Annotated in this window: 20 protein-coding genes and 2 pseudogenes; 9 read left to right on the plus strand and 13 right to left on the minus strand. The window is 39.1% G+C overall.

The window, feature by feature from the left end:
- Positions 1-373 precede the first annotated feature (373 nt).
- Positions 374-3,628: a PAS domain S-box protein gene (locus tag ACE1CC_RS17900; RefSeq protein ID WP_413271786.1), complete on the plus strand. Its 3,255-nt coding sequence runs from the start codon at positions 374-376 to the stop codon at positions 3,626-3,628.
- A 397-nt stretch (positions 3,629-4,025) separates the two neighbouring features.
- Here ACE1CC_RS17900 and ACE1CC_RS17905 read toward each other — a convergent pair whose 3' ends face one another.
- The 5 genes from ACE1CC_RS17905 to ACE1CC_RS17925 all read right to left on the minus strand — a co-directional run bounded on the left by ACE1CC_RS17905 (position 4,026) and on the right by ACE1CC_RS17925 (position 11,408).
- Positions 4,026-4,256 (minus strand): IS200/IS605 family transposase, encoded by a 231-nt coding sequence (locus tag ACE1CC_RS17905; protein WP_413271809.1) that lies wholly within the window; start codon positions 4,254-4,256, stop codon positions 4,026-4,028.
- A gap of 82 nt (positions 4,257-4,338) precedes the next feature.
- Positions 4,339-7,503 (minus strand): CHAT domain-containing protein, encoded by a 3,165-nt coding sequence (locus tag ACE1CC_RS17910; protein WP_413271787.1) that lies wholly within the window; start codon positions 7,501-7,503, stop codon positions 4,339-4,341.
- A 243-nt stretch (positions 7,504-7,746) separates the two neighbouring features.
- Positions 7,747-9,429 carry a WD40 domain-containing protein gene (locus ACE1CC_RS17915; RefSeq protein WP_413271788.1) on the minus strand — a complete coding sequence of 561 codons (1,683 nt, stop codon included), beginning with the start codon at positions 9,427-9,429 and terminating at the stop codon, positions 7,747-7,749.
- Between the two features lie 13 nt (positions 9,430-9,442).
- Positions 9,443-10,006 (minus strand): COP23 domain-containing protein, encoded by a 564-nt coding sequence (locus ACE1CC_RS17920; protein WP_413271789.1) that lies wholly within the window; start codon positions 10,004-10,006, stop codon positions 9,443-9,445.
- A 22-nt stretch (positions 10,007-10,028) separates the two neighbouring features.
- Positions 10,029-11,408: a glycoside hydrolase 100 family protein gene (locus ACE1CC_RS17925; RefSeq protein WP_413271790.1), complete on the minus strand. Its 1,380-nt coding sequence runs from the start codon at positions 11,406-11,408 to the stop codon at positions 10,029-10,031.
- Between the two features lie 79 nt (positions 11,409-11,487).
- Between ACE1CC_RS17925 and ACE1CC_RS17930 the strand changes: the two genes are divergently transcribed.
- Together ACE1CC_RS17930 and ACE1CC_RS17935 are read left to right on the plus strand one after the other, a co-directional pair.
- Entirely contained in the window at positions 11,488-11,970 is a 483-nt protein-coding gene (locus ACE1CC_RS17930) for a GNAT family N-acetyltransferase (protein WP_413271791.1), read from the plus strand.
- A 227-nt stretch (positions 11,971-12,197) separates the two neighbouring features.
- The gene (locus ACE1CC_RS17935; protein ID WP_459563869.1) at positions 12,198-12,656 is read left to right on the plus strand and encodes a pentapeptide repeat-containing protein; all 459 of its coding nucleotides are present in this window, start codon (positions 12,198-12,200) and stop codon (positions 12,654-12,656) included.
- 168 nt (positions 12,657-12,824) lie between these two features.
- On the opposite strand, the gene ACE1CC_RS17940 is transcribed toward ACE1CC_RS17935, so the two are convergent.
- Positions 12,825-13,478 (minus strand): glutathione S-transferase family protein, encoded by a 654-nt coding sequence (locus ACE1CC_RS17940; protein ID WP_413271793.1) that lies wholly within the window; start codon positions 13,476-13,478, stop codon positions 12,825-12,827.
- Positions 13,479-13,573: 95 nt separating this feature from the next.
- The gene (locus tag ACE1CC_RS17945; RefSeq protein ID WP_413271794.1) at positions 13,574-14,134 is read right to left on the minus strand and encodes a GNAT family N-acetyltransferase; all 561 of its coding nucleotides are present in this window, start codon (positions 14,132-14,134) and stop codon (positions 13,574-13,576) included.
- Positions 14,135-14,224: 90 nt separating this feature from the next.
- Between ACE1CC_RS17945 and msrB the strand changes: the two genes are divergently transcribed.
- Positions 14,225-14,686 carry a peptide-methionine (R)-S-oxide reductase MsrB gene (gene msrB, locus ACE1CC_RS17950; RefSeq protein ID WP_459563870.1) on the plus strand — a complete coding sequence of 154 codons (462 nt, stop codon included), beginning with the start codon at positions 14,225-14,227 and terminating at the stop codon, positions 14,684-14,686.
- Between the two features lie 57 nt (positions 14,687-14,743).
- Here the strand turns inward: msrB and ACE1CC_RS17955 are convergent, their stop codons facing one another.
- From ACE1CC_RS17955 to ACE1CC_RS17975, 5 genes are all read right to left on the minus strand, one after another.
- A complete protein-coding gene (locus ACE1CC_RS17955) occupies positions 14,744-15,394 on the minus strand; it encodes an NAD(P)H-dependent oxidoreductase (RefSeq protein ID WP_413271796.1) in 651 nt (216 codons plus the stop codon).
- A 179-nt stretch (positions 15,395-15,573) separates the two neighbouring features.
- Complete coding sequence (locus ACE1CC_RS17960; protein WP_413271797.1) at positions 15,574-17,358, minus strand: ABC transporter ATP-binding protein; 1,785 nt, start codon at positions 17,356-17,358, stop codon at positions 15,574-15,576.
- Positions 17,359-17,460: 102 nt separating this feature from the next.
- The gene (locus tag ACE1CC_RS17965) at positions 17,461-19,203 is read right to left on the minus strand and encodes an ABC transporter ATP-binding protein (RefSeq protein ID WP_459563871.1); all 1,743 of its coding nucleotides are present in this window, start codon (positions 19,201-19,203) and stop codon (positions 17,461-17,463) included.
- 80 nt (positions 19,204-19,283) lie between these two features.
- A complete protein-coding gene (locus tag ACE1CC_RS17970; protein ID WP_413271799.1) occupies positions 19,284-19,937 on the minus strand; it encodes a DUF3226 domain-containing protein in 654 nt (217 codons plus the stop codon).
- A 3-nt stretch (positions 19,938-19,940) separates the two neighbouring features.
- Positions 19,941-21,044 carry an AAA family ATPase gene (locus tag ACE1CC_RS17975; RefSeq protein ID WP_413271800.1) on the minus strand — a complete coding sequence of 368 codons (1,104 nt, stop codon included), beginning with the start codon at positions 21,042-21,044 and terminating at the stop codon, positions 19,941-19,943.
- 188 nt (positions 21,045-21,232) lie between these two features.
- On the opposite strand from ACE1CC_RS17975, the gene ACE1CC_RS17980 reads away from it, so the two are divergent.
- Positions 21,233-22,024, plus strand: coding sequence for a tryptophan-rich sensory protein (locus tag ACE1CC_RS17980; RefSeq protein WP_413271801.1), 792 nt, complete (start codon positions 21,233-21,235; stop codon positions 22,022-22,024).
- An 8-nt stretch (positions 22,025-22,032) separates the two neighbouring features.
- On the opposite strand, the gene ACE1CC_RS17985 is transcribed toward ACE1CC_RS17980, so the two are convergent.
- Positions 22,033-23,673, minus strand: coding sequence for an RluA family pseudouridine synthase (locus ACE1CC_RS17985; RefSeq protein WP_413271802.1), 1,641 nt, complete (start codon positions 23,671-23,673; stop codon positions 22,033-22,035).
- A gap of 119 nt (positions 23,674-23,792) precedes the next feature.
- On the opposite strand from ACE1CC_RS17985, the gene ACE1CC_RS17990 reads away from it, so the two are divergent.
- From ACE1CC_RS17990 to ACE1CC_RS18005, 4 genes and pseudogenes are all read left to right on the plus strand, one after another.
- Positions 23,793-24,032, plus strand: coding sequence for a hypothetical protein (locus ACE1CC_RS17990; protein ID WP_413271803.1), 240 nt, complete (start codon positions 23,793-23,795; stop codon positions 24,030-24,032).
- Positions 24,013-24,295: pseudogene (locus ACE1CC_RS36860) on the plus strand (type II toxin-antitoxin system RelE/ParE family toxin). Before ACE1CC_RS17990 ends, ACE1CC_RS36860 begins: the two are co-directional and overlap by 20 nt.
- Positions 24,296-24,475: 180 nt before the next feature.
- Positions 24,476-24,688, plus strand: coding sequence for a type II toxin-antitoxin system VapB family antitoxin (locus tag ACE1CC_RS18000; protein ID WP_413271805.1), 213 nt, complete (start codon positions 24,476-24,478; stop codon positions 24,686-24,688).
- Positions 24,675-24,830: pseudogene (locus ACE1CC_RS18005) on the plus strand (PIN domain-containing protein); the annotation flags it as partial. The gene ACE1CC_RS18000 and the pseudogene ACE1CC_RS18005, both read left to right, overlap by 14 nt.
- Positions 24,831-25,439: the final 609 nt, after the last annotated feature.

Below are 25,439 nucleotides of genomic sequence, written 5' to 3' on the forward strand. Positions count from 1 at the left end.
GTCACAGGAAGTTTTAGTTCTGACGCACCCGAAGGATGATAACTATACTCTGCACGGACACAAACAGTTATTTTGGATTTGTAGGGGCGAAGCATTCCGGCAAATATCTTTTGGTTCAACCAACAAATTACTACCGGAATGCTTCGCCCCTACTGGCTATGACCGTGAACAGTATAGCAACTTGCGTTATTAGACAATAGTGGGACAATTTGGTGAAGCAGGGGAAATCTTAACAGTGGGAAGTTCTGAGTTTTAATTCTTAAGTTTTGAGTTGGTAGCCCTATCAGATCCGTATTTCCAGGTATTATTGATCGTTAATAGTAATGATAAGAGTGCTGAAAAGCCGGAAAATTCCAATGCCAGAGAGAGCAGCATGAAATATAGAGTGTATCACCTGTTACTACCCTACCTGGTGGCGATCGCTTCCACAGGAATCGCTCTGTTGCTGACAATCTGGATTAAGCCATTAATGACCCAGACGAATAGCGCGTTTTTCTACGTCGCCGTGATTGCGAGTACTTGGTATGGCGGCATTTATCCCGGTATTGTATCTGTTGTTCTCTCTGTGCTGGCGATCGACTACTTCTTGATTCCCCCCTTCTACCAATGGACACCTGCTTTTGACCATCTGCTGCGGTTAGGAATTTTTACCTTCGTTGCCCTAATTATCAATCTCCTGTGCGCCAATTTAAAGGCGAGCAAATACAAACTTGAACGACTAAGCCAGAAATTGCAAGAAGAAAGTGCCCAACACCTAAAAACAGCCTTAAATGCTGCACAAATGGGGATGTGGGATTGGGATATGGTGACGGGGAAAATTATTTGGTCGCCAGAACACGAACAGTTATTTGGTTTAGCGCCTGGTAGTTTTGATGGGAGATATGAAACCTTTGATAGTTATCTTTATCCAGACGATCGAGAAGGATTAAATCAGGCGATCGACCAATCCTTAAAAAACCACACTCCCTACGATTATGAGTACCGAATTGTCTGGGCAGATGGTAGCATGCACTGGGTTGAAGGGCGGGGAAAAGCCTTTTATAACCAACAAGGGCAACCTGTGCGAATGTCGGGAACAATTATGGCGATCGATGCCAGAAAAGAAGCTGTAGAGACGTTGCTTGCAACGTCTCTACAGCTGCGACACCAATTTGAACAACAGCGGTTGGTGTCAGAAATTACCCAACGCATACGTAATTGGCTCAATTTACAAGATATTCTGCAAACCACAGTAGATGAAGTGCGGGAATATCTCAAAACCGATCGCGTCACGATTTTTCGATTTTCTCCTGGCTGGGGCGGAACGATTGTAGTTGAGTCGGTGGCAGATGAATGGATGGCAATTTTACCACTCCAGATTTACGACCCTTGCATTGGCGAAGAGTATGTCGAACCTTTTAAACAAGGCTTAGTTACAGCCAAATCTGATATTTATAATTCCGGTATTAGTCCCTGTCACGTTGAATTTCTGGCAAAATTACAAGTAAGGGCAAATTTGGTTGTTCCCGTTCTCAAAGGCGATCGATTGTGGGGGTTACTCGCTGCCCATCACTGTGCCGCACCGCGCCAGTGGCAAGATTCAGAAATCAACCTTTTGCGGCAGTTAGCCGCCCAAGTCAGCGTCGCGCTTGGGCAATCTGCCTTGTGGGAACAAGTGCAAAGGGAACTGGCAGAACGCAAGCAAACCGAAGCTCTCCTGCGGTTATTTGCTCAGTATGCGCCTGCTGGGATTGCGATGTTCGATCGGGATATGCGCTATATCATGGCAAGCCAGCGTTGGGTAGATGAATATAACCTTAGTTCGCTGGAATCTCTGATTGGTCGATCGCACTACGAAATCTTTCCCGAAATTCCCGAACGTTGGCGACAGATTCATCAACGTTGTTTGGCAGGGGCGATCGAGAAATCTGAAGAAGATTTGTTTGTCCGGGCAGATGGATCGCAGCAATGGCTGTTCTGGGAGATTCATCCCTGGCATACTGCTAAAGGTGAAATTGGTGGGATTATCCTTTTTTCTGTTGATATTACCCAGCGCAAACAAGCCGAAGAAGCTTTACAAAAACTAAATGCTGAACTTGAGCAAAGAGTAAATGAACGAACCGCCGAATTGAATCAAGTGAACGATCGCTTACTCAAAACTTTATTTAAAGAGCAACAAACTCAATTCCTGTTATCAGAAAAAGCCCAATTGCTAGATTTGGCTCATGACACCATCATGACTTGCGATTTGAATTGGGTAATTACTTTCTGGAACCAAGGAGCCCTAAGAATGTATGGTTGGACTTCAGCCGAAGCCTTGGGAAAGGAAGTTTATACTCTTTTGCAAACTCAATTTCCCCAACCATTAGCAGAGATTCAAGCCCAATTATTTGAGCAAGGCTACTGGGAAGGAGAACTAGTACATCAACATCGGAATCATCAATCTTTAACGGTAGCTAGCCGTTGGGTGTTGCAAAAAGACGCGATGGGTAGACCGATTAAAATCCTAGAAATTAACAATGATATTACCTCCCGCAAACAAGCCGAAGCAGCTTTGCGTCAAAGTGAAGAAACATTCCGCTCTTTGAGTGAGTTTTCTCCCATTGGCATTTTCCTCTGTGACGTTACAGGAAAATGTATCTATAGCAATCCCGTCTATCAACAAATCATCGGTACATCAGCTGAGGAAGCGTTGGGGGATGGTTGGAAAGAATTTGTTCATCCTGACGATCGCCAATGGGTGTTTCAACATTGGTCAGAGGTAGTAGCCGCAGGTAAGGAAGGAGTATTTAACGAACTGCGCTACCAAGATCGTCAAGGAAAAATCTGTTATACCCAAGTGCGAACCGCACCAATCAAGTCAAGTGATGGAAAGGTGATTCTGTTCGTTGGGACTGTGGAAGATATTACCGAAAGACGCAAAATTGACCAGATGAAACAAGAGTTTATTTCCATAGTCAGTCATGAACTCAAAACGCCTTTAACTTCAATTTACGGTTCTCTGGGTTTACTTGCTGGTGGCGTTTTTGATAAAAAACCGGAAAAGATGAAGAATATGATTGACATCGCTGCTAGACAAAGCGAACGCCTAGTACGCTTAGTCAATGATATTCTCGACTTGCGCCGCTTGGAATCAGGACACACAAAGTTCAACTTCAAGCAATGTGCTGCTGCTGAGTTGATCCAGCAATCAGTTGATGTGATGCGAAGTCAAGCCGAACAAAACCAGATTACTCTGTCTATTATCTCCTGTGCGGTTGAAGTTTGGGCTGATGGTGATGCGATCGTCCAAACAATAACCAATCTTCTCAGTAACGCCATTAAATTCTCCCCGCCAAATTCCACAATTACCATCAGCGCCGAAGTTATTCCTAATGATTTATTAACCCAAAAAGAAATCCCTTCATCTGTGCTTTTCTCTGTCCAAGACCAAGGTCGAGGGATTCCAGAGGATAAGCTAGAAAGCATTTTTGAACAATTTCAACAAGTCAATAGTTCAGACTCTCGTGAAAAAGGCGGGACTGGCTTAGGGTTAGCTATTTGTCGTAATATTATTGAACATCACAGCGGCAAAATTTGGGTAAAAAGTGTGTTAAACCAAGGCAGTACCTTTTATTTCACACTGCCAAGTCAGCAAGTAACAATGTAGTCGGAAAAGTGTAAAGAGCGATCGCAATTTTTTATGAGGCTAGAAAAACGAAAAGCCAAAGGCGTTACAACTGAGCGAAAACGAGATTATTTAAGCAGGAGACAGAATGATTAGTGATGTAGAAAAATACATTAAAAAACGCCAAAAAATTGCTCCTGAGTTTGCTAAAGGTTTTGAGTCTGGATATGCAAGGTTCAAAAAATGCTTTTTGTAAGAAACTTATTATAGAAATTGCCTGAGTTTCAGAACTATAGGCAAAAAAAGCGATCGCTTTTCCACGTCAGCCAACAACTAAATAATTGCTAAACTTGAACGGTCTTCCGCCGCGCATTCCTCCTCCAAATCAAAGATTTGGGGGAGGAATGCGCGGCGGTCAGGATATTAAAACACGCATCAATCAGGTTCGTCTTGGTGCAAGGATATAAGTTTTGAAGATTTCTAATGGCGCTCCACCTGCACTAATTACACAATAAGCGCCAGTCCAAAAAACAGGTAGAGAGTAAAACTTATTAATGTGTTCTGCAAATTCTTTTCTAATTAAACGGCTAGAAACTGTTTTTAAGCTGTTCACTAATTTTGTAGGATGGTTTGGCTTTATGAGGATATGAAGGATGTTGTACCAGAGTATCGTAGTTGGTTGTATTAACGACTGAAGTCGTTACAACGGACTTGATCTACAATAACGACTGAAGTCGTTACAACGGACATTTTTAACTGTTGCCAATTAGAATGAAAGGTGCCCAGTAATATGGGTGGGTTAAGCGTTGTATATTGTTGATGGGGGTGGCTGGTTGGATGATTAATTGTTGCTGTTTTACTGATGGTTGATAGTTACCAGTAATTAGGGCAATTTGCGATCGTCTTAAAGCCTCTGCTTTGGTAATATTTCCTGTCTTTAATGCTAGATAAAATGCGTCTATTAAAGCTTGGGTTCCGCCATCGGAAACTGCCCATAATGAAGAAATAGAAGCTAAAGCGCCTGCTAATTGGATTTGATAACCAAAACCTAAAATTTCTTCTCCATTGCCTAATTTTCCACCTAATCCTGTTTCGCAAGCACTTAGTACTACTAAATCTACCTGAGACATTGACCAAGTTTCGACATCTCGTAGAGTTACAAATTCACCATTTCCAAATAGGATAAATGAGTCTTCTGGTGAACCTGTTAAAAAGGCGGCGTGAGTGGCTAAATGTACGATGTTGTATTCATTTAAACTAGGAATTATTTGTGCGGGGCTAAAGTCGTTATCTAATAATTTAGTAGTATTAGGAACGGTAGCTGCTAAATTGTTTACTTCCTTTGCAGCAAAGGGTAATCCTGAAAAAGCTATTTGTCGATTTCCCGCTTTTACTGTGTAATTTCCCTGGCTAAAAGCTGCTGCTAAAATGCGCGGATTCGGTTTGGGTGCTGCATTAAAGTTACTCAAAGTTGCGGCGGTGATATTGTTAATTTGAAAGCGCTGCACTAACCATTGTTTCCCATCAAAAAGGGCGGCTAAAGGAATATAACGTAATTGTCCATCTGGGGCGTAAAGAATGGCTTTTGTTTCTGCTTGAATTAGTTGATTTTCTATTGGTTTAATTAACCAATCATAAAACTTTATGGCTAATATTTTAGTATCTACTTCCGGGTTTTGCAGTGCGCCACGAAACTTGACAATTTCTTGATTGAGTTGTTCACGTTTAACAGGAATTGAACGCCGAATTGGTGGAGAATAAGCGGTAACTAATACTAATTCTATGCGATCTTCTAAGATTAGCGGATAAAGAATTACGGTTGATTGGGGTAATTGTTGTAAGGAACGTTGCAAGCGATTCAGATTTGGCAAATCTAGGTTTTGACTTTTAGATGTGCGACTCAGTTCTTGTGAGAGGTTAACTATTTCCGGGGAACGAATGAATGAGTTAAAATCGGCGCGAATTTGTTGTTGAATTTTCTCTAATTCAGCTATTCTTTGTTGTTGTTGTGGCGTTCTTTGATTATCTGGAATGTTGCGTAATTGTACAAGTTCTTTACCCAGTTTTACTGCTTGGTTATACTTTTCTGTAATCTGTTGTTCTTGAGATAATAAATCAACTCCTTGGGCGGTTTTTTCATTTCCGCGCACGTTTCGCAAGTAATCATTTAATTCTTGTACTTTGAGTAAGTCTAAAACCTGTTGTGCTTCGAGAACTCTATCTTGTTTAAGCAATAAGTTAGCTAAGTTGCGATAGGTATCGGTAATTGTATTGGTAAATGATTGTTGTTGTGCGATCGCTAATACTTTTAAGTCTTTGCGAATTGCTTCTATAATATTAACCGCTTGTTTATAGAAAACAATTGCTAATGTTGGTTGATTTTGTTGTTCTAATACATAGCCAATATTGCTTAAGGTAATACTCTCGCCGCTTTTGTCGCCTACTTCTTGAAGAATAGCTAATCCTTTTTGTAAGTTTTCTAAGGATTGAGGATATAGTTTTAATTTTAATTTAAGGTTAGCAATACTGTTAAAAGTTCGCCCTTCTCCGGCTTTGTCGCCTACTTCTTGACGGATAGATAATGATTGACTTAAAAGCTTTTCAGCTTGAGAATATTCTCCTAAATTTGTGTAGATACTGCCTATGTTTTCTAATGTGTTGCCTTCGGCTGCTTTGTCGCTAATTTGTTGAGAAATCCTTAAGGCTTGGCGATAATATGCTAATGCTTGATTATACTGTTTTAGTTGTTCGTAAATATTGCCGATCGCATCTAAATTTTTCCCTTCCCCCGCTTTATCCCCAATTTGTTGTCGTATAGTTAAAGCTTGCTGCAAATATTTCAATGCTTCGGAATATTGTCCTAAGTTAAAGTAAACTCCACCCAAGTTATTTAAGGAATTTCCTAAACCTGATTTATCACCTATTTTTTGCCGAATTGTTAATGCTTCTTGATATGATTTTAAAGCTTGAGCGTATTTTCCCTGACTATATAAGATACCACCAATGTTATCTAAAGTATTGCCGATTCCGGGGCGATCGCCAATTTCTTGAGCAATTTGTAAAGATTGTTGATATGCTTCTAAAGCTTGTTCATACTTTCCCTGATTTTCATAAATAATTCCCATACCATTTAAGGTATTACCTACACTAGCTTTATCACCTATTTCTCGCAAGATTGGCAAAGCTTGTTGATAAAATTCTAAAGCTTTTTCATAGTCACCTAATTGACGATAAATTAAAGCAATATTACTTGTAATTCTCCCGATACCCGCTCGATCGTTAACAGTTTTACGAATCGTCAAAGCTTGTTGATAGTAATTAATTGCTGCTTGATATTCCCCTAAGCTAAAATACACGCCGCCAATATTGTTGAGAGTACGTCCTTCATCTCGTTTATCTCCGACTTGTTGACGAATAATTAAAGCTTGTTGATATAATTCTAAAGCTTGATTGTAGTCACCTTGCGCCGCATAAACAGCAGCAATATTGTGTAATGCTTCCCCTGCAATTGCAGGTTTTTTAATTTGTTTGGCAATAGCTAAACTTTGTTGATGTAATTCTAAAGCTTTGGGATATTCACCTAACAAGCGATAAACTAAACCAAGATTATTTAAAGTTTCCCCAATTCCTGCTTGATCTTTGAGTTTTTGCCGAATTGTTAATGCTTGTTGTAAAACATCTAAAGCTTGATTATATTCACTTAAACTTGTATAAACTTCACCTATATTATCAAGACTTTCAGCAATACCAGCTTGATTATTTAATTTTTTTTGCTGTTGCAAAAGCTGTTGGTAAGTTTGTAAAGCCGTTGAAAATTGACCTGTTTGATATTGTTCAATTGCTTGTTGAAATAATCGATTTATTTCGGTTTGTTGCGCTTGTACTAAATGATTTGTTGTTAAAGGTAGTACAACCAAGAGAATTACAGTTAAAAAAATACTGGAAAAAGCTTTTTTTATCTGTATTAGAACTCTTGCAAAATATAGAAAATCTCTAGTATTCATCGGTGTTCATCTGTGTTTATCTGTGGATATCTGTGGTAAAAAAACAAGATTTCGGACTTGGGCAAGAACTTTAATGATAAATCCAACTTCCGGGCGCTTGATAATCCATTAAAAAAGTTCTGTTTCATCTTGTTTAATTCCCTAATTTAAACTCTTTTAAGGTTTAGCTAATTGCCAAATTTTTACTGTGCCATCTGCATTACCACTAATCAAAGTTTGCCCATCCTTACCAAAAGCAAGTGAGAAAACTTCTACAGGGAAATTTTTGCGATCGCGCACATCCAAACTATGCAATAATTGTCCAGTATGCAGGTTCCAAATTTTAATAGTACCGTCATAACTGCCGCTAGCAAGAATATGTCCAAAGGGATCGATCGCCAAAGCAGCAATAGTCCCCGAATGTCCTTTTAAAGTCCGTAATAATTCGCCAGTATTCCGATTCCAAAGTTTAATAGTCGCGTCATCTTGAGTACTACTTTCTCCTCCAATCAGGTCTTTATTACTATAATTTCCACTGGCAATAGTTGACCCGTAAGGACTAACGGCAACCGCTCTAATAATGTTTAAATTTCCGCTAAGAGTACGCAGTAATTGACCTTTACTTACGTCCCAAATTTTGACAGTTTTATCGGTACTGCTGCTAACAAGAGTTTGGCTATCTGAACAAAAAGCGATCGACCAAATATAATTAGAATGCCCGGTCAAACTGTGTAACAATTTTCCTGATTGCAAATTCCAAATTCTAATCACTCCATTGTCTACGCTACTACCAGCAGCAATCATTTGTCCATTTGGACTAATAGCAACAGATACAACTGAACCCGGGCTTTCTGTTAAAGTATGCAGCAATTGTCCATTTTGAAGATTCCAAATTTTAACCGTTTTATCTCGACTACCACTAGCCAGAATTTGCCCATCGGGACTAATAGCAAGGGCATCAATAGTGCTAGAATGTCCAGCTAGAGTACGCAACTCTTTCCCAGTGTTTTTGTTCCATAATTTAATGTTGCCATCTGCTAAACCACTGGCGATCGTTTGTCCGTCTGAACTAATAGCAACTCCTAAAACTTTTTTATTGTCAGGCAAAGTATTTACTAAAGTAAAATTATCACCTAAATAAGTTAGGTTAATTTTATTTTGCGTAGCGTTTTTCAAGAATGTATTAATCGAAATTGCTAAATTAAATCCCGATTTCACATCAATTGTTCGCCCAGTATCAGGATTAAAAATTGCTTCTCCTTCCGCCCTACCGTGAATCCCAACCACGCGCCCTTGACTATCCAAAACAGGGCCGCCACTCATGCCAGAACGAGTAACATTAGTGTAAACTAATTCATAGCCATCTTCTAAAGTTGCTAATGGACGACCGGAAACATTACCTTTAGTAATTTGGTAAATTCTGGCGGTCATTGCAGGCCCTGGATGAGGCCAACCTGATATATAAACTGTTGCGCCTTCTGTAATATTAGTGGAATTTCCCAGTTGAGCAACCTGGTAATTTTTATCACTAGTAAATTGCACCAAAGCTAAATCAACACCGGGAAGTTTTTGCACTTTGCTGTAATTTAAAGGGTGTTTAATAGCATCAGAAGTGACAATTTCATATTCGTCTTGAGTGGCGACCACGTGCTTGGCAGTGAGTACATAATAAGTGTTACCTTGTTTGGCAATAATTACGCCGGAACCGGGATTTTGTCCGTTAATTACTACTGTAACTTCTTTCGCCATACTAGCGATCGCTTGTTCCTCTACAGAACTTTGCGAAACTACCATTAACGGTTGCGAAATTACAATCGCCGCCCCAACTAATGCCGCCGATAATTGATAATAAAGTTTCATTTGTTTTTAACCGTCATTGGGGAGAAGGAGCAGAATTAGGAGTAGGTTGAGGACGAGGATTTGGTCTATTATTAGGATTTAAACTGGGATATCCGCCATTGAGAAACTTGTCTAAGCTAATGTAAAGACGTTCGGTTGTTTCATTAATTGTCGCACTAGAAACAACGCGAATCCGAAAAATTCTTTGTAAAGCGTTTCTCGGATTTGTTTCGTTAGGATTTAAGGGAAACAATACACCAGTGCAAGGTTCATTTTCTTTGGTGGCAAAACAAACTACTAATTGTCCATTTATTCGCTCTGTAGTAATGTAATTGAAACTGCCTTCATTACGATAATTTTGAAAATTAGTAGAAGCTTCTTCGCAGCGTTGTTGTGGACTACTTCCTTGACCGGAGTTAGTAATATCCCAGATAATTAACGGTATTTCTTTTGTGCCAGTACGAGCAATAGTAGCAGGAGAACCATCGCTAGTGCCACAGAAAAAAGTAACATTTTGTGCCAAGCTAGGTTGAGGTGTGACGATCGCACTAACAAAAGCGATCGCCGTAGATAATTGTAACCAAGGCAGATTTTTCATAGTTAAAACAGTAGTAAATTTGTCACACTGACACATTTTCAAAAGGGAAAGTTACTAATTTTAAACGATCGGGATTAGCAATAAACTCCTTCGCTAATAAATAGCCAGCGATCGTCCAAGTTTGGAATTTCCTAGCTTCTTTACCAATCAATCTGCCATCTTGTCCATCGTAATATTCCGGCCATTGATCTTTCAAGAGGCGACGTTCGGCGATCGCGATCGCATGATGTGCTAATTCACCTCGATCCATTTTTTTCGCTGCTGCTGTTAACATCCAAAGTAAAACAGGCCAACTTCCACCATTATGATATGACCAAGGACGATTTTTTGGATCGGCACCAGTAACAATTCTCCATTCTATATCTTCCAAAGCTGGATAACACAATTTCATTGGCATATTACTTATTAAATCAGTCCAGCGCAGTTCAATCAAATTCAATATTCTATGTGATTGTAGTTCATCAGTTAAGGAAACAATAATTGCCATTAAATTACCCAAAGCAAAGAAGCGACTATCCAGTTGCGAAGGGCCTAAATTTCCGGCTAAATAACCAGCTGCTTCCGGCAACCATTTTGCTAATCTGTAAAACGGAATCGAGTCAGAATAAATATTAAACTGATTGAGAGCTTGTTCCCCGTATTCTTCAACTTGATAGCGATAAATTACATTCAATCTATCAATATCTAACCAATAATTTTCGCGTAATTGCTTTAGTAAAGGAGGCAACCGAGAATGAACTGCTTTAATAATTAGTTGATTCTCTTCATGAGGAATCAAAAGTTCCAAACTGGCGCGAAGTGCTGCATAAAATAATGATTGAATATCCAAAGGATGTCCGTATAATCCCATGCGACGATCGATCATACTAGCTGCATCAGGAACTAATACCATTGGATACATATCAAATCGAGTCACTAAACAAAGCTGCAAAATTAAGCGAATACCCTCTTGAAAATCTTCTCTTTCTGCTAAAGAGCGATCGTCAGTAGCAATCACATAAGCCCGTAATAAAATAATCCACCACAAACCAGCATCAGCTGGTGCAACTCGACCGATCGCGTGTTCACCAAAGTCAGGTTTTAAATATTCTTGCCCATTAACTACAGTAATTTTAAAACTAGCTGGCATTAAACCACGACTAGGGGTTGAGGAATCTAACTGCGTTTTTTTCGGCTGTAATTTCAAAGTTTCTTCTAAGAAATTACGCACAATATCACTTCTGTCGTTAATTAAAAAAACCAATGCAGAAGAAACAAAGTCACGAATAAAACACTGATCGTAATTTAATGCTGCAATATCAGGATCGCAAGCTGCGATCGTCCCAATTGGTCGTCCTTGGTAATAAATAATTGACTTTTCCAGTGCTATCCATGCTTCTTCTACTAAAGTTTTATCGCTCAACTCTCAGACCTCTCTAAATTACAGAATTAGAATTATTATAAAAGTTTATGAAGTGCTGACAACGAACTAGGTAACTAAAATGTCAATTCGAGAGTATCAGCCCTCAGATGCAGAAATTTTAGCAGCAATTTATCGAGATGCGGTAATTGGTATCGGCGCAACTGCTTATAATGCCAAACAAATCGAAGTTTGGTCATCATATCCCGAAGACTTAGAAGAATTTCGCCATTTACTGGGTCAAGGTTTAACCATTGTGGCACTTGATGAAGGACAATTGATAGCTTTTGGGCAATTAAATCCATTAAATCATGTTGCTTTTCTTTACACAGCTACTCGCGTCGCCGGAAAAGGTTACGCCACAAAGATTTATCAGCAATTAGAAGATTATGCGATCGCTCAAAATGTGCAGCGCCTACATACCGAAGCTAGTCACATATCGAAACATTTCTTCTTAAAAATGGGTTTCTGGGTGGTGGAAATGGAAATAGTCGAGCGCAAAAATACTCAATTTGAACGATTTAAAATGGAAAAAATTATCTTGCCATCTGCCGCTAGGCTTTAATAACCTTTCACTAGTCTAAGTAACTAGATTGATGTTTGGAATCAAATCTAAAATCTATAATTTCCAGTGATCTAGCACACACCAACCCAGTGTACTAGATCAACGGTGCAGTCTTTTTGCTGTCACATTAAGTTTGTGGGAAAGATCAACACCGAAATCGATTTTAGTGAGAGAATAGAAGTGTGAGGAAATTTAGTAAACCCAATTTTGGATTAAGGGGGAAGATGATGAGACTATTTCATTTGGCGACATTAAACCTACTCGCACCCCTGTTTTTGACTAGCCCAGTACTGGCTTTTAATCCGCTTCATGTCCAACAATTATTGTCAACTGGGGAATGTTCTCGCTGTGATTTGTCAGGAGCAGATTTGCGTGGCGCACATTTAATTGGTGCTGATTTGACAGAAGCTAATCTCAAAGGTGCTAATCTCAAAGGTGCCAATTTAGAAGGAGCCGATTTATCTGGCGCTAATTTAATGGGAGCTAATTTAACAGAAGCTTTTCTCACCAACGCTGATCTGCGCCAAACTAATCTCGACGGCGTAAACATGGCTCAAGCTACTATCAATGATGCGAATGTTTATGGCGCTTCCATGAATGATTTAAACATCACTGATGCGACTATTTATAACACAGCAATTGGCGTTGGTGGAGACGATTTAGAAGAATATAAAGGTTGGCCCTAAAAAACTATGAAAATCCCCAGTCCGTTGTGATGACTTCAGTCATCCTAGCTAGCAAGAATTGTAGGGTGCGTCAGACACAAAACTTGATCGAGACAATCAGAGTTTTCGCTTCTGACGCACCCTACTTATTGTGCTAACCGAGTGAAGTCGTTACAACGGACTTGGAAATTAGCGAGTTGCTAAAATCTTTTTGATATGAGGAAGTACGGCGTGAATTTCTTTGCGGGAAGCAGTTGTTTGTTGAAAACTTTCTCGCGTCTGTAATCTTTCTAACCAGTTATTTAATTTGGGGTAAATGTCGATCGCAATTCCAAACATAGGTAAAGATTCTAGCAAAGTTCCCGCTACAACTTCAGCTAAACTAAACATTTCTCCCGCAAAATAAGTGTTGTCACCCAACAAATTTTCGTAGAACTGCAATATTGTATTAATGCGTTCTTTTCCTGCTTCTAATTTAGCCGATTCCACCTCTAATCCAACCATTTGTTTAGTAATTAGCACAGTCGCAGGTTGAATTTCATTGACAGCAATCATTTCTACCATGCGAACTTTTGCGATCGCTTGAGCTTCTTGCGGCATCAAAGATGGCGTGGCATATTTCGCTTCTAAGTAATCTAAAATCGCCAAAGATTCCACTACTGTAAAGCCATCATCAACAATTACAGGAACCCGTTGCAAAGGGTTAATCGCCGTAAATTCCGCTTGAAAATGATCTCCATCTAACTTCATTTGCACAGGCTCAAAAGCAATTTCTTTTTCTAACAAAGCCACCCAAACACGACGAGCATTTACCGAAATCGGACTAAAATAAAACTTGACCATTTAATTCACCTCAATAACTACAGAAATCTTATTTAAATTGTAAACACCTCCTTCTCTTTCCTCTGCGTTCTCTGTGTCCTCTGCGGTTTAAAAGATTAGCTTTCCCACTCACTTTTAAGAATGGCATATTTTACAGTATCTTCAAAATTTCCCCATTTCAAAATATGTTGACGCAGACAACCTTCATAACGCATTCCGATTTTTTGCATCACTCGACCAGAAGCCGGATTACTAGAAAAATGGGAACAATGAATGCGATGTAATCCCAAAGATTCAAAGCCGTATTTTACTACAGCTAAAGCTGCTTCAGTGCAATAACCATTTCCCCAAAAAGGCTTACCAATCCAATAACCTAATTCAGCACGATTATGCTCTCGATTTATTGCTAAACCAATTGCGCCACATAACATATTAGTTTCAGGAAATGCGATCGCAAAAACAACCTCTTTCCCCTCTGCAAAACTTTTTGGATGGGTTTTAATCCAATCTTGAGCCATTCGATCTTCATAAGGATGGGGAATTGTTAAGGTAACAGCTGCAATTGCGCGATCGCCAGCTAACCTTTGTACTTCTGGCGCATCCTCCAGCATAAAAGGGCGCAAAATCAATCGTTCTGTGTAAATAATTGGCTGTTGTTTCTCTTGACTTAAATTCATAAAGTTCCCAAGTTGAATCAGTCTGGAAGTAAAATTCGCCCCTGAAATTTTATTAAATTTAAGGTAAAGTGAAAGTAGAAACATTAGCTAATTGCTGAATCTACTAACTTTGCCCTAAATACCATGACCACATCCAAGCAAGAATTTGAAGTTACTAAAACCGAACAAGAATGGCGAGAAATTTTAACGCCTGAACAGTTTAATGTGTTGCGGAAACATGGCACAGAAAGAGCAGGCACCAGTCCATTAGATAAACTTTATGACAAAGGAACTTTTGTCTGTGCTGGTTGTGAGTTACCCCTGTTTACTGCCGATACTAAATTCAACAGTGGTACTGGTTGGCCTAGCTTTTTTGCGCCGATTGATGGTGCGATCGAAACAACTGTCGATCGCTCTTTTTTCATGACAAGAACTGAAGTTCATTGTCGCCGTTGTGGTGGGCATTTGGGTCACGTATTTAATGATGGCCCAAAACCCACAGGTCTACGTTACTGCATGAATGGAGTATCGTTAAAGTTCATTCCCGAACAAACTTCTGAACAGAATAATTAATTCCATTTGCGGTTAAAAATTGTAGGGGCGATTCATGAATCGCCCCTACAATTTTTTTTAGATATACTGCACTACTTCTTTAGTGGGAAAACGCACTTTTGGCATGACAGCATACTTATCATCTGCTGCACGATAACCCAGGGGACACACTACAACTGCTGAATATCCCTGCTCTGTTAATCCTAACAATTCATTGTATTTAGCCGGATTAAATCCTTCCATTGGACAAGTATCAATTTCCAAGATTGCCGCACAAGTCATCAATTGACCCAAAGCAATATAAACTTGTCTAGCAGCCCATTCATCAAGTTTGACAGGAGGATTTTTTAGGAAATTTTTAACTACGTTGCTGAACCCTTGCAAAGCATCTACAGGCACTTGACGAACTTCAGACATCCTTTCTATGTAGTGGTCTACATCTGCGTCATTTATATCTTTTTTAATCGCCAAAACTACCAAATGGGAAGCTTCAGCAACCTGTGTTTGTCCCCAAGAATGTTCGACTAATTGTTGGCGAAGTTCGGGATTATTTACTACGAAAAACTTCCAAGGTTGTAACCCAAAGGAGGAAGGTGCTAGTACTAAGCTTTGTTCCAGCGTTTGCCAAACTTCAGCAGGAATCTTTTTGTTTGGATCAAACTTTTTGGTAGCATACCGCCAATTTAACTGTTGGAGTACCTGATCGGGAGCAACTACAGTACTAATCATGATGTTTAGTTTTGTAAAGTTACCTTGATTATAGTAGAAAACTAATTGCAAAGCATAGTCTGTAGGGTGCGTCAGAGATCGCAATTTAGGCAAGCACACTAATTTAAAACTTCTGACGCACCCTACGCAACATAATTAGCAATTTATGTTAGTAGAAAACCCACCTCAAAATGCAAGAGCTATTGAGTAGAATTTGCCCCTAATTGCAAAGCATAGAGATTAGCATAAACTCCTTGTTGCGCCATCAGTTCTTGGTGAGTTCCCCGTTCGACAATTTCGCCTTGTTGAATTACTAATACTTGATCTGCTTTTGTTACTGTGCTGAGGCGGTGGGCAATTACAAAACTAGTACGTCCTTTTAGTAGACGTGCGATCGCATCTTGCACCAAAGCTTCGGTTCTAGTATCAATACTACTCGTAGCTTCATCTAAAATCAGAATTCGCGGATTAACTAATACCGCACGAGCAATACTAACTAACTGTCTTTGTCCCTGACTTAAAGGCGCACCTCTTTCGCCCAATTGTGTCATATATCCCTGAGATAATGAGGTGATAAATTCATGGACATTGGCTAATTGTGCAGCCGCTTCAATGTCAGCTTGTGTGGCATTTGGACAACCAAAAGCAATATTTTCTGCCACAGTACCACTAAACAAAATATTATCTTGTAAAACAATCCCCATTTGACGACGTAAACTCGCTTGAGTCACACTTCTGACATCAATATCATCAATTTTTACTGCTCCATCAGTAACATCATAAAACCGCAAAATTAAATTAATAATTGTGCTTTTTCCTGCTCCTGTTGGCCCAACTAATGCGATCGTTTCTCCTGGTTGAGCGTGTAAATTTACTCCTTTGAGGACTGGTTGATTAGGAGTATAACCAAAAGTAACATTTTCAAACTTTACCTCACCTTTAATCGCTGGCATTTCTTGAGCATTAAGGGCATCTTGGAGTTCTGCTGGTTCATCTAATAAAAAGAAAATTCGCTCCAATCCTGCCATTGCAGATAGAGCTTGAGTGTAAAATTGACTGAGGATTTGAATTGGGCGAAAAAACTGTTGCACGTAGATTAAAAAAGCAGTTACAACTCCCACAGTAGCAGCGCCAGTCACCGCTAAATAACCGCCATAAGCTAACACTGCGGCAGTGGCTAAAGTGTTGAGAAAATCAATTGAAGGTAAAAAGGCAGAAGTAATTGCTACTGCTTGAATATTGGCATCACGATTAGCTGCATTTAATTGAGCAAACTCTTGAATATTCAGGTTAATGCGATTGAAGGCTTGGGCTTCTCGGACACTGGTAATTCCTTCTTCTAATTTAGTAGAAAGTTCGCCAATAGTTTCCCTGGTGGTGCGAAATTTACTTCGCGCCCAACGGGAGAAAAACCCTGTGCTGAAAATCATTAAAGGCACAACTAAATTACTCAATAAAGCGAGTTTCCAGTTAATAGCAAACATGGCAATAATAATGCCAACTAAGCTTAACAAGTTACCCAACATTTGGGCAACTGTTTGTCCAAATGCCTGATTAACTGTGTTCACATCATTAAGTAAACGGCTCATTAAATCGCCTGCTTCGCTGCGATCGAAAAAACTCACTGGTAAACTCTGAATTTTCCGGAAAATATCTTGTCTCAATTGCGCGAGTAGTCGTTGCATAGTCCAGCCTATTCGGATAATTTGCTCTCGAATTGCAGCGATACTTAAAATATAATTTAGTACCAATATTCCCAACAGTAAGAACAATCCGCGCACGTTTCCTTTGGCAATCAAATTATCAATTGACCAACCAATAAAGAAAGGGCCAACGGATTGTGTTGCTGCACCGAGCGATACAAAAATTAGAGCAATGAAAATATCTTTACGATAGGGTCGGAAGTACTGAAAAAAACGCCGTAGCGTTTTCGATTGGTGAGTTGCTTTTTGCTCAGATACAACAATTGAAGTGGGACTTCTCATTCTGACTCCTCATAAGTTTTTAACAACACACTGCGTCAATCCGGCTGCTCTTTTCACCAACTTTTCATCAAATGTGTAGAATAGAGCTTTCTTTGGAAGAATTTATGTTTTAATTGGTTGCTTTACCTGGGATTCCAAAATGGCTCCATATAAAGGACTAGTTCTCATCAATTCTTCATGAGTTCCTTGTGCTACTAATCTTCCTTTATCCATTAACAAAATGCGATCGGCATTTTTCACGGTACTAATTCTTTGAGCAATCACAAAAGCTGTACAGGTTTTTTTCCGCATTAAATAATCGAGTTCCTCTTGAATTTGCGCCGCAGTTTTCGCATCAACCGCAGAAGTACTATCATCTAAAATGAGAATGCTGTAATCTGTTAATAAGGTACGAGCGATCGCAATTCTCTGCTTTTGTCCCCCAGATAAACCTACGCCTCTTTCCCCAACAATTGTCTCGTAACTGTCAGGTAAACTCACAATAAAATCGTGAATTTGAGCAGTTTTGGCTACCTCAATTACTTGTTCCATTGTGGCATGAGGATTGGCATAAGTAATATTTTCCCGAATCGTACCAGAAAATAAAGTAGTTTCTTGAAAGACTATGCCAATGTGCGATCGCAAACTTGCTAAACTAAAATCTCTCACATCTCGCCCATCAATCCTCACTGCGCCCGAAGTAACATCATAAAATCGAGGAATTAAGTTAATAATTGTACTTTTCCCCGAACCAGTCATCCCTAAAATAGCGATTAATTCTTTAGGTTTGGTTTCAAAAGAAATACCTTTCAAGGCTTCTGTAGTCGCTCCTGGGTAGCGGAAACAAACATTTTCAAAGGTAATTCTGCCACCACAAGTTTGAAATGGGATAGCATCGGGGCGGTCGCGAATTTCAACTTTCGCATCCACTACTTCATAAACTCTTTGAGCAGATGCAGCTGCTCCAGCGATCGCGGGAGCCGCAAAACCAATTAACAAAACGGGTTGCAAAATTAACAATAAATAAGAGTTAAACGCCACTAATTCCCCAATGGTAAATCTATCTTTAATTACTGCAATACCGCCATACCCAAGCACAACTACTGTCACCAAATTACTGAATAAAAAGATGAAAGGAAAAGTATTCCGAATGGCGAGAATAGTTTTCATATTGGTTTTCAGCAAAACATTATTGAGCCTTGTATAACGCTCGGTTTCTGCTGATTCCCGGACAAATGCTTTTACCACGCGCACACCAAACAAATTTTCTTGTAATACGGTGTTCAGGTTTCCCAATTCTTGTTGTACTTGTCCGAATAATTTGCTATTTTTTAGCAGAAATCGCACCAATAACCATGCCGACATAGGCACAACAGTTAAAGTAATTAATGCTAATTCCCAATTCATTAATAGCAAGATTGTCGCAATAGTAGCTAGGGTGACTAAACCACTAATTACCTGCATTAAACTCGTACTTAAAAAGCTGCGAATTTGTTCAATATCGCTGGTAACACGAGTTAATAATTGAGAAGTTTGTGCTTGATCGTGATAGCTAAAACTCAGGTTTTGGATTTTAGTAAAAATCTGATTTCGCAGATCGTAAACAACTCCCTGAGATGCCATTTCTGCCCAAAAACTTTGCCCAAAGTTAAATAAACCCCGTGCGATCGCCGCTACAACCATCCATGCCGCACTGTAAAATACAATTTTCAGGTTGGTTTTGGTAATACCTTCATCGATCGCCCAGCGAAACAGTTGCGGAGTTGCTGCATAAGCTGCTGTTAAAAGCAACGAACTGAGTAATGCTCCCCATGCAGTCCAACGGTAGTTGCTGAGACTTCCTAGCACGCGCTGGAGTGGTAGCATCGATGAATTATCTTGAGATTCTGGTTGCTGCAATTGATTCACCTTTTTTTGCTAATAAAAGACTTTCATTCTAAATGCTTTTATGCCAAATTGTATAAAGTTTTAAACCAATTTACAAACTTCTGAGCATTTGGATGACATGGATTTAAAATACGTTCCATAATTGCTTGATGCAATTGTCGTCCAGGTGGACTTTGCCAAGCTAACCAAGTATAAATATTTGCTTTATCAATATGAGCATCTGTAAACACTGCTCCTCTATTTTTTGCTTCTACAACTACTTCTTGAGCAAATTGCCACATCGATTCACTAGGATCTGGAATCATGTATGCTAAAAAAGTTTCTAACATCCCTCGTATTTGATTATCTGGCATAATCCAAATACCGAATTTAACATTGTTAGGAGCAACATGAATTAGACCTGCTTCTGGTAAAGTTTCGGGAATATTGGGAATACTTTGTAAGCAGGCATTTCTAATACTTTGCCATCGTCCTTGAGGATTATCATCAGCATCAATAATAATTCCAAGATTGGTAAGTTGAGAAGCTTGTAATTCAGCTTGGATTACATCTGGATCTACCAATGGATCGTAGCCATCAAATTCTTTAATATACACTATAGGATTCGTTCTTGTTCCCCAATTAACACCATTTGCTTCCATTAATTCTGGTATAACTCGAAGGTCTTCTTTTCCCTCTACTAAAAGTACGCGGGGATGAGTTTTATTAACCATTTTCTAGCGCACCTCAATTCCCCGTTCAGCAGCAATGACAATTTGCCGTTCATTGAAAACAATGCTACTAGATTTATCTCGTTCAATTCGCTGAATCGTAATGCCATCTTCGCTGGGATTTTCCGAATTGGCAATCGCATCTAAGCTTTTCCAACAATCGCTGCTATGTGTTGTGGCAAAAACTTGAACATTCAAATCTTTTGCTGTTTTCCAAATAAGTTTCCACATATCAGACATGGCGCTAAAATGAAGACCAGTATCAATTTCATCAACCAATAAAACACCATTTCTAGCATTAACAAGTGCTAATGTCAGCCCTAAAATTCGCCATATCCCATCGCCCATACTACCAATTGGTATGCGTTGATTACTGTTAGTGAGTCTTACCACAAAACCGCTTCGTGAACCTAAAATTCTGTATTTTTCCGCGCTAAATGAAGCAATACGTTCAATACTAGGCTCAATTGTATTCAGTGCTTGTGTAATCAGAGCTTCTTCAGGTTGTAAAACTACTTGATCAAACAACTCAATCATTTTTTCAGTTGTTAGGGAGGATGAAGTCACAAATTGGGTTTTGACTAAATGATTTTTAGGATCTCTACGAAAGCGGCGGGCATAATCGACAGGAATACCTAAATTGGAAGATAAAGGTAATGGAAAAGAATCTTTTTCCTTACCTAACCACTTAATATGTAATACAATTTCTTGCAAATCTTCAGATAAGTTTAGTTCGCTATTTGGTTTTGATTCTATGGATATAACCAGGTTTTCATCATCACTATCATTTTTACCAGATATTGACAATGTACTACCTATATCAATTTCGTGACCATAAAAAAGGTGACGAACATCAAGTTCACGTTGCAATCCTCCACGTTGCCATACTCTTTCCTCAGTAACTTCTGTTAAAACAATATATTCTCCTCGATTAATTATTATGTCGCGCCATGTTTCTAAGCTTGCTCGTGAACAGAGAAGTTGAATTGCTTCCAAAATTGAAGTTTTGCCACTATTATTCGTGCCAACTAACAAGTTGACTCTACCAAGCGGGTTAAGCTCAAAAGATGGGAAACATCGGAAATTTTCGATTTTTAACGACTTCAACATAAATCTACTGGTAGGAATAAGCAAGAGAGCATGACTGATATTAGGATAAGCTATTTTTACCTAAAATACTCTACTCTAATGAGTTGTGTTAGTTGCTTTCATTAATAGTGCGATCGCTCTCTCCCCATAGAGACTGCAACCTCACCTTATAGTATCGTTAAAGTTGAGTTATTTTGCTATCTAAACTTATGAACACAGCCAGACAAGAATCTAATTCCGGGTTGGTATTATCGATCGCAACTCTAACCGCCATCTTCGCCACCCTGATTGTCAACATCCTATCAAATTTCTTCCCTCCCGGAGGCATAAATATTGGTGAAATTGCTAACACAATTTTGCAGGGTGTACTGATAACTCCCGCTAATTATGCCTTTGCGATTTGGGGATTAATTTACTTAGGATTAATAGCATACAGCATCTATCAGTTTAGTCCTTACCAGCGTGGTAGATCCACTATCCAACAAGTTAATGCTTTAGTAATTCTGGCAAGTTTGGCGCAAATTCTTTGGGTATATTTGTTTACCTTGCAGTTGTTTTGGCTTTCCGTAGTGGCAATGTTAATTATTCTCTTGCCACTAATCAGAACTTATTTACTATTAAGAAGTCGCCGATTTCCATTATCACGCGAAAGAAAATGGTTCGCGCAAATTCCCTTTAGTATTTATCTGGCTTGGATTTCCGTAGCAACAATTGTAAATATTGCCTCGGCGCTTTACATTTCCGGTTGGAATGGTTGGGGTATTAATGATAGTGGATGGACTGCTATTATGCTGATTATCGGTACAGTTATTGCTGCCATTGTTGCCATCCAAAGAAGCGATTTTGCTTTTACATTAGTGTATGTTTGGGCTTATGTAGCAATTGCTTTGCGTCATTTAGATAACCCTGTAATTTGGATTACTGCCTTAGCGAGTGCGATCGCCTTACTAGCACTATTAATCTTCAAAAAAATTAGAAATCCCAGGCAAATTACCACATAAATCAGATTTCAAAACGGAGTTTTTGCTTGAATAGTTAAACTTTCCCCTAACTGGGGATGCTGAAAACAAATTTCTTTGGCGTGTAAATGTAAGCGATTCACATTAGCATTACAACCATAAAGTCGATCGCCTAAAATCACCATTCCCAACCCTTGCTCATCAGCAGCATGAACCCTAATTTGATGAGTACGTCCTGTCACTGGAAAAAACTCCACACGAGTGTAATTCTCTTCCCTAGAAATCACCTGAAAATGAGTTACACTCGGTTTACCATATTGCCAATTAACTCTCTGAAACGGGCGATTTTCTGGATCTCCCCAAAGCGGTAACTCAATTATACCTTTGTCAATTAACAAAACCCCAGAAAGCACCGCTTCATAAACTTTCCGAACTTGTCTTTTTTCAAACTGTTGACTTAATTGGCGATAACTTTCTCGATGACGTGCTAACAACAAAACACCCGAAGTTTCTTGATCTAAACGATGTACAGCAGTCAGCATCATTCCATCTGGTAAAACTTGACGCAACCGACTAATCACACTATCCTGGTTATAGCTGTAACGTCCAGGTACAGAAAGTAATCCCGCAGGTTTATTGACAGCAATTAACCATTCATCTTCGTAAACAATCTCAAGTTTTTCCCTGGGTTTTCCCCCAATCATTCCCGATAGCAAAAACCCCATTAATGGTTGACAGCGTTCAACACAAGCACCATAAAATTCTCCAGCAATTTTATCCCCATTCACCGAACTTTTCCCCCACCAAAATTCAGCCATTGCCAAAGGTTTCAAGTTATGAGTTGCAGCATAATGTAACAATTTCGGAGCGCAACAATCACCCGTTCCAGTAGGTAAACCTCCCGGCATTAATTGTTGTAAAGTGAGAGATTTTCCCGAAAAATTAGTTAAGGAGTAAACAGCGTGCATTTGCGTTTGTAACTGACGAGATAATTCTTGACGCTGCTTTTTTAATTCGCGAATTTGGGCATCTGCTTGAACAATTAACTGTTTAATTGGTTGTAAAACAGCATCTCTTTGGCGTTTAAATTGTCGCTTTTCAATTCCTTCTAAACGACTTTGATTATTGAGTTCTTCTAAAGCTTGGTTGAGTGGTTCTCCGGTGAGAGTTTTGCAGAGAAGTTGGCGTTTTTCTTGGCGTTGTTGTTTAGTTTGTTGATGGCGATCGCTAATTTCCCCCAACTTCCCCTCAAACTCCCCAAACAGCCTTTCATACTCTTGTCTTTCCGGGAGTTGCTTCAGCCTAATTAATTCATTTTTAATCGCTTCTAATTGCTCTAAAGTGCGACTTTCTTCTAATAATAATTCCTCCCTTCCCGGAATAGGCGGAACCCAACCTTCTACCACACTACAACCATTAAGAAGTCCTGAAAAAGCTTTTAAAACTCTTTGTTCGCCATTGGGCAATTCTACAATTAATATGCCATACATTTTGCCTTCACGAGAAAAGCGATCGTCTGTCTTCATTTGTTGCATTAAACTATTTGCGATCGCTTCCGAAAGAGGCGTGCGAGGTAACTTCAATAAATCCCCTGTTTGGGGACAATATCCTTGATACCAATAACTAATAGATGAATCACTGACAGCAAAATTGCTCTGTATAAAATCAGCAAATTGATGAAGAATTACCATATAATAGTGTGTGACAGCTAAGTAATAATAGTTTAGATCAAATGGTACGGGAGTCGATCGCAGATTTTGAGTTTTGCAAGTGTGCGAGTTCGGGCGTGAACAATTAGGGGATGTAAAACATGATCAACACATCTTTTCAAGAAATTTTAGATTCTATAGAAAACCTCTCGATTGATGACCAAGATTATTTGTTTGAACTCATTAAAAAAAGAAGAGTTGAAAAAAGACGTTTGGAAATTGCTGCCCATGCCAAAGCTACTCTAAAGTCTTTAAAACAAGGAACAGCAAAAAAAGGAACTGTGGATGATTTAATTGCTGATTTATTGGATGATAAAGAGGATGAAGATAGTTTGGGATAATCGTTTTAAACGCGCTTTTAGGAAAATTATAAAAAAAGAATCCAGAATTTCAGGATAGGATTATTAATGTTTTATATTTATTGGAAAACGATCCTTTCACTCCCTCCCTAAAATCTCATAAACTAACAGGTTCTCTGGAAGGTTTGTGGTCTTGTTCAGTAGCCTATGATTGTCGGATTATCTTCACTTTTTCTCAAGATGAAGATTCACAAGAGTCTGTGATTGTTTTGGTTGATATTGGCTCTCATGATGAAATTTATTAATGCAAGAAGCTCTATACATAAAGTGGTTCTGTCATTAATTAAGAAGAAAACTTTTGGTTAGTGGCGATCGCATCTTCACAAAAAATAAGGATGGGGTGTTTTCCCAGTCTAGGAATTGGACGAGGTTGAGAGTAGGGGCGTTACTATGTCATAATAAGGCAATTAAATTAACCTTTAACTATGACAACTAACATTGAAGTTAACGAAGAATTGATTAAAGAAGCATTTCGCTTAACCAATTGTAAGACAGAAAAAGAACTAATTGAATTTGCATTACAAGAACTCATCCGCACTCGGAAAAAGCGAAACCTTCTTGATTTAAGCGGACAAATTCAATTTTCGACTGATTACGATTATCAGGCTTTACGGGAAAATCGAAATGTTTCTGATTGATACATCTGTCTGGATTGATGTTTTACGAGACAAGACAGGTGCAGTACGTCGATCGCTCGAAGCAATAATCAACAATGAAAGCATTTTTCTGAGTCGATTTACTCAGATGGAACTTTTGCAAGGTTGTCGAGACGATCGCGAGTAGACCCTATTAGAAACTTATCTTCAAGATCAAGACTACATCGAGCCAACTTCTAAGCAAATCCATTAAGGTTACGGTTACAATCAAGTTTGAAAATATACATCTATCAGTAAATGCAAGGGACTCAACGGGCGCAAAATTTGTTTCTAGATCTTGACTATGCTTTCCAAAGTCAGAAAATAATTAAGGTTTGGAAAAATACAGTGCGTTATGGTCTAAGAAAACAACCTTACGCTTATTAGCCCATGCTTACTTATTCAAGGTTGACGAAGAACTGGAGAAAATTACAAATGGGGATTTTGTTCGATGGATGGATGATCTTGATGATGAGCTTAATGCAGGACTAACATTTTCTTGAAGCGGACTGAACGGCAAAAGTTGATTAATTTAAGATTATCTGCTGCCACTCAATACCATCGTTTCAAGAAAACCAGGCTACTTAGAGCTTGCTGAAAAAGTCTGTTGGTCGGGGTAGGGACACGGCATCATTAATATTTGCAATTCCTACGTTATCTCTTTCATGCCGTGTCCCTACAATTTCCGCAGAAATTGGCAAGGATGAAAGCGCCAAAAGGTCTGAAAAACTGGCACTTGTTTTGAGCAAAAAAG

This window comes from Floridaenema aerugineum BLCC-F46, assembly GCF_041929345.1.
GTDB lineage: Bacteria > Cyanobacteriota > Cyanobacteriia > Cyanobacteriales > Aerosakkonemataceae > Floridanema > Floridanema aerugineum.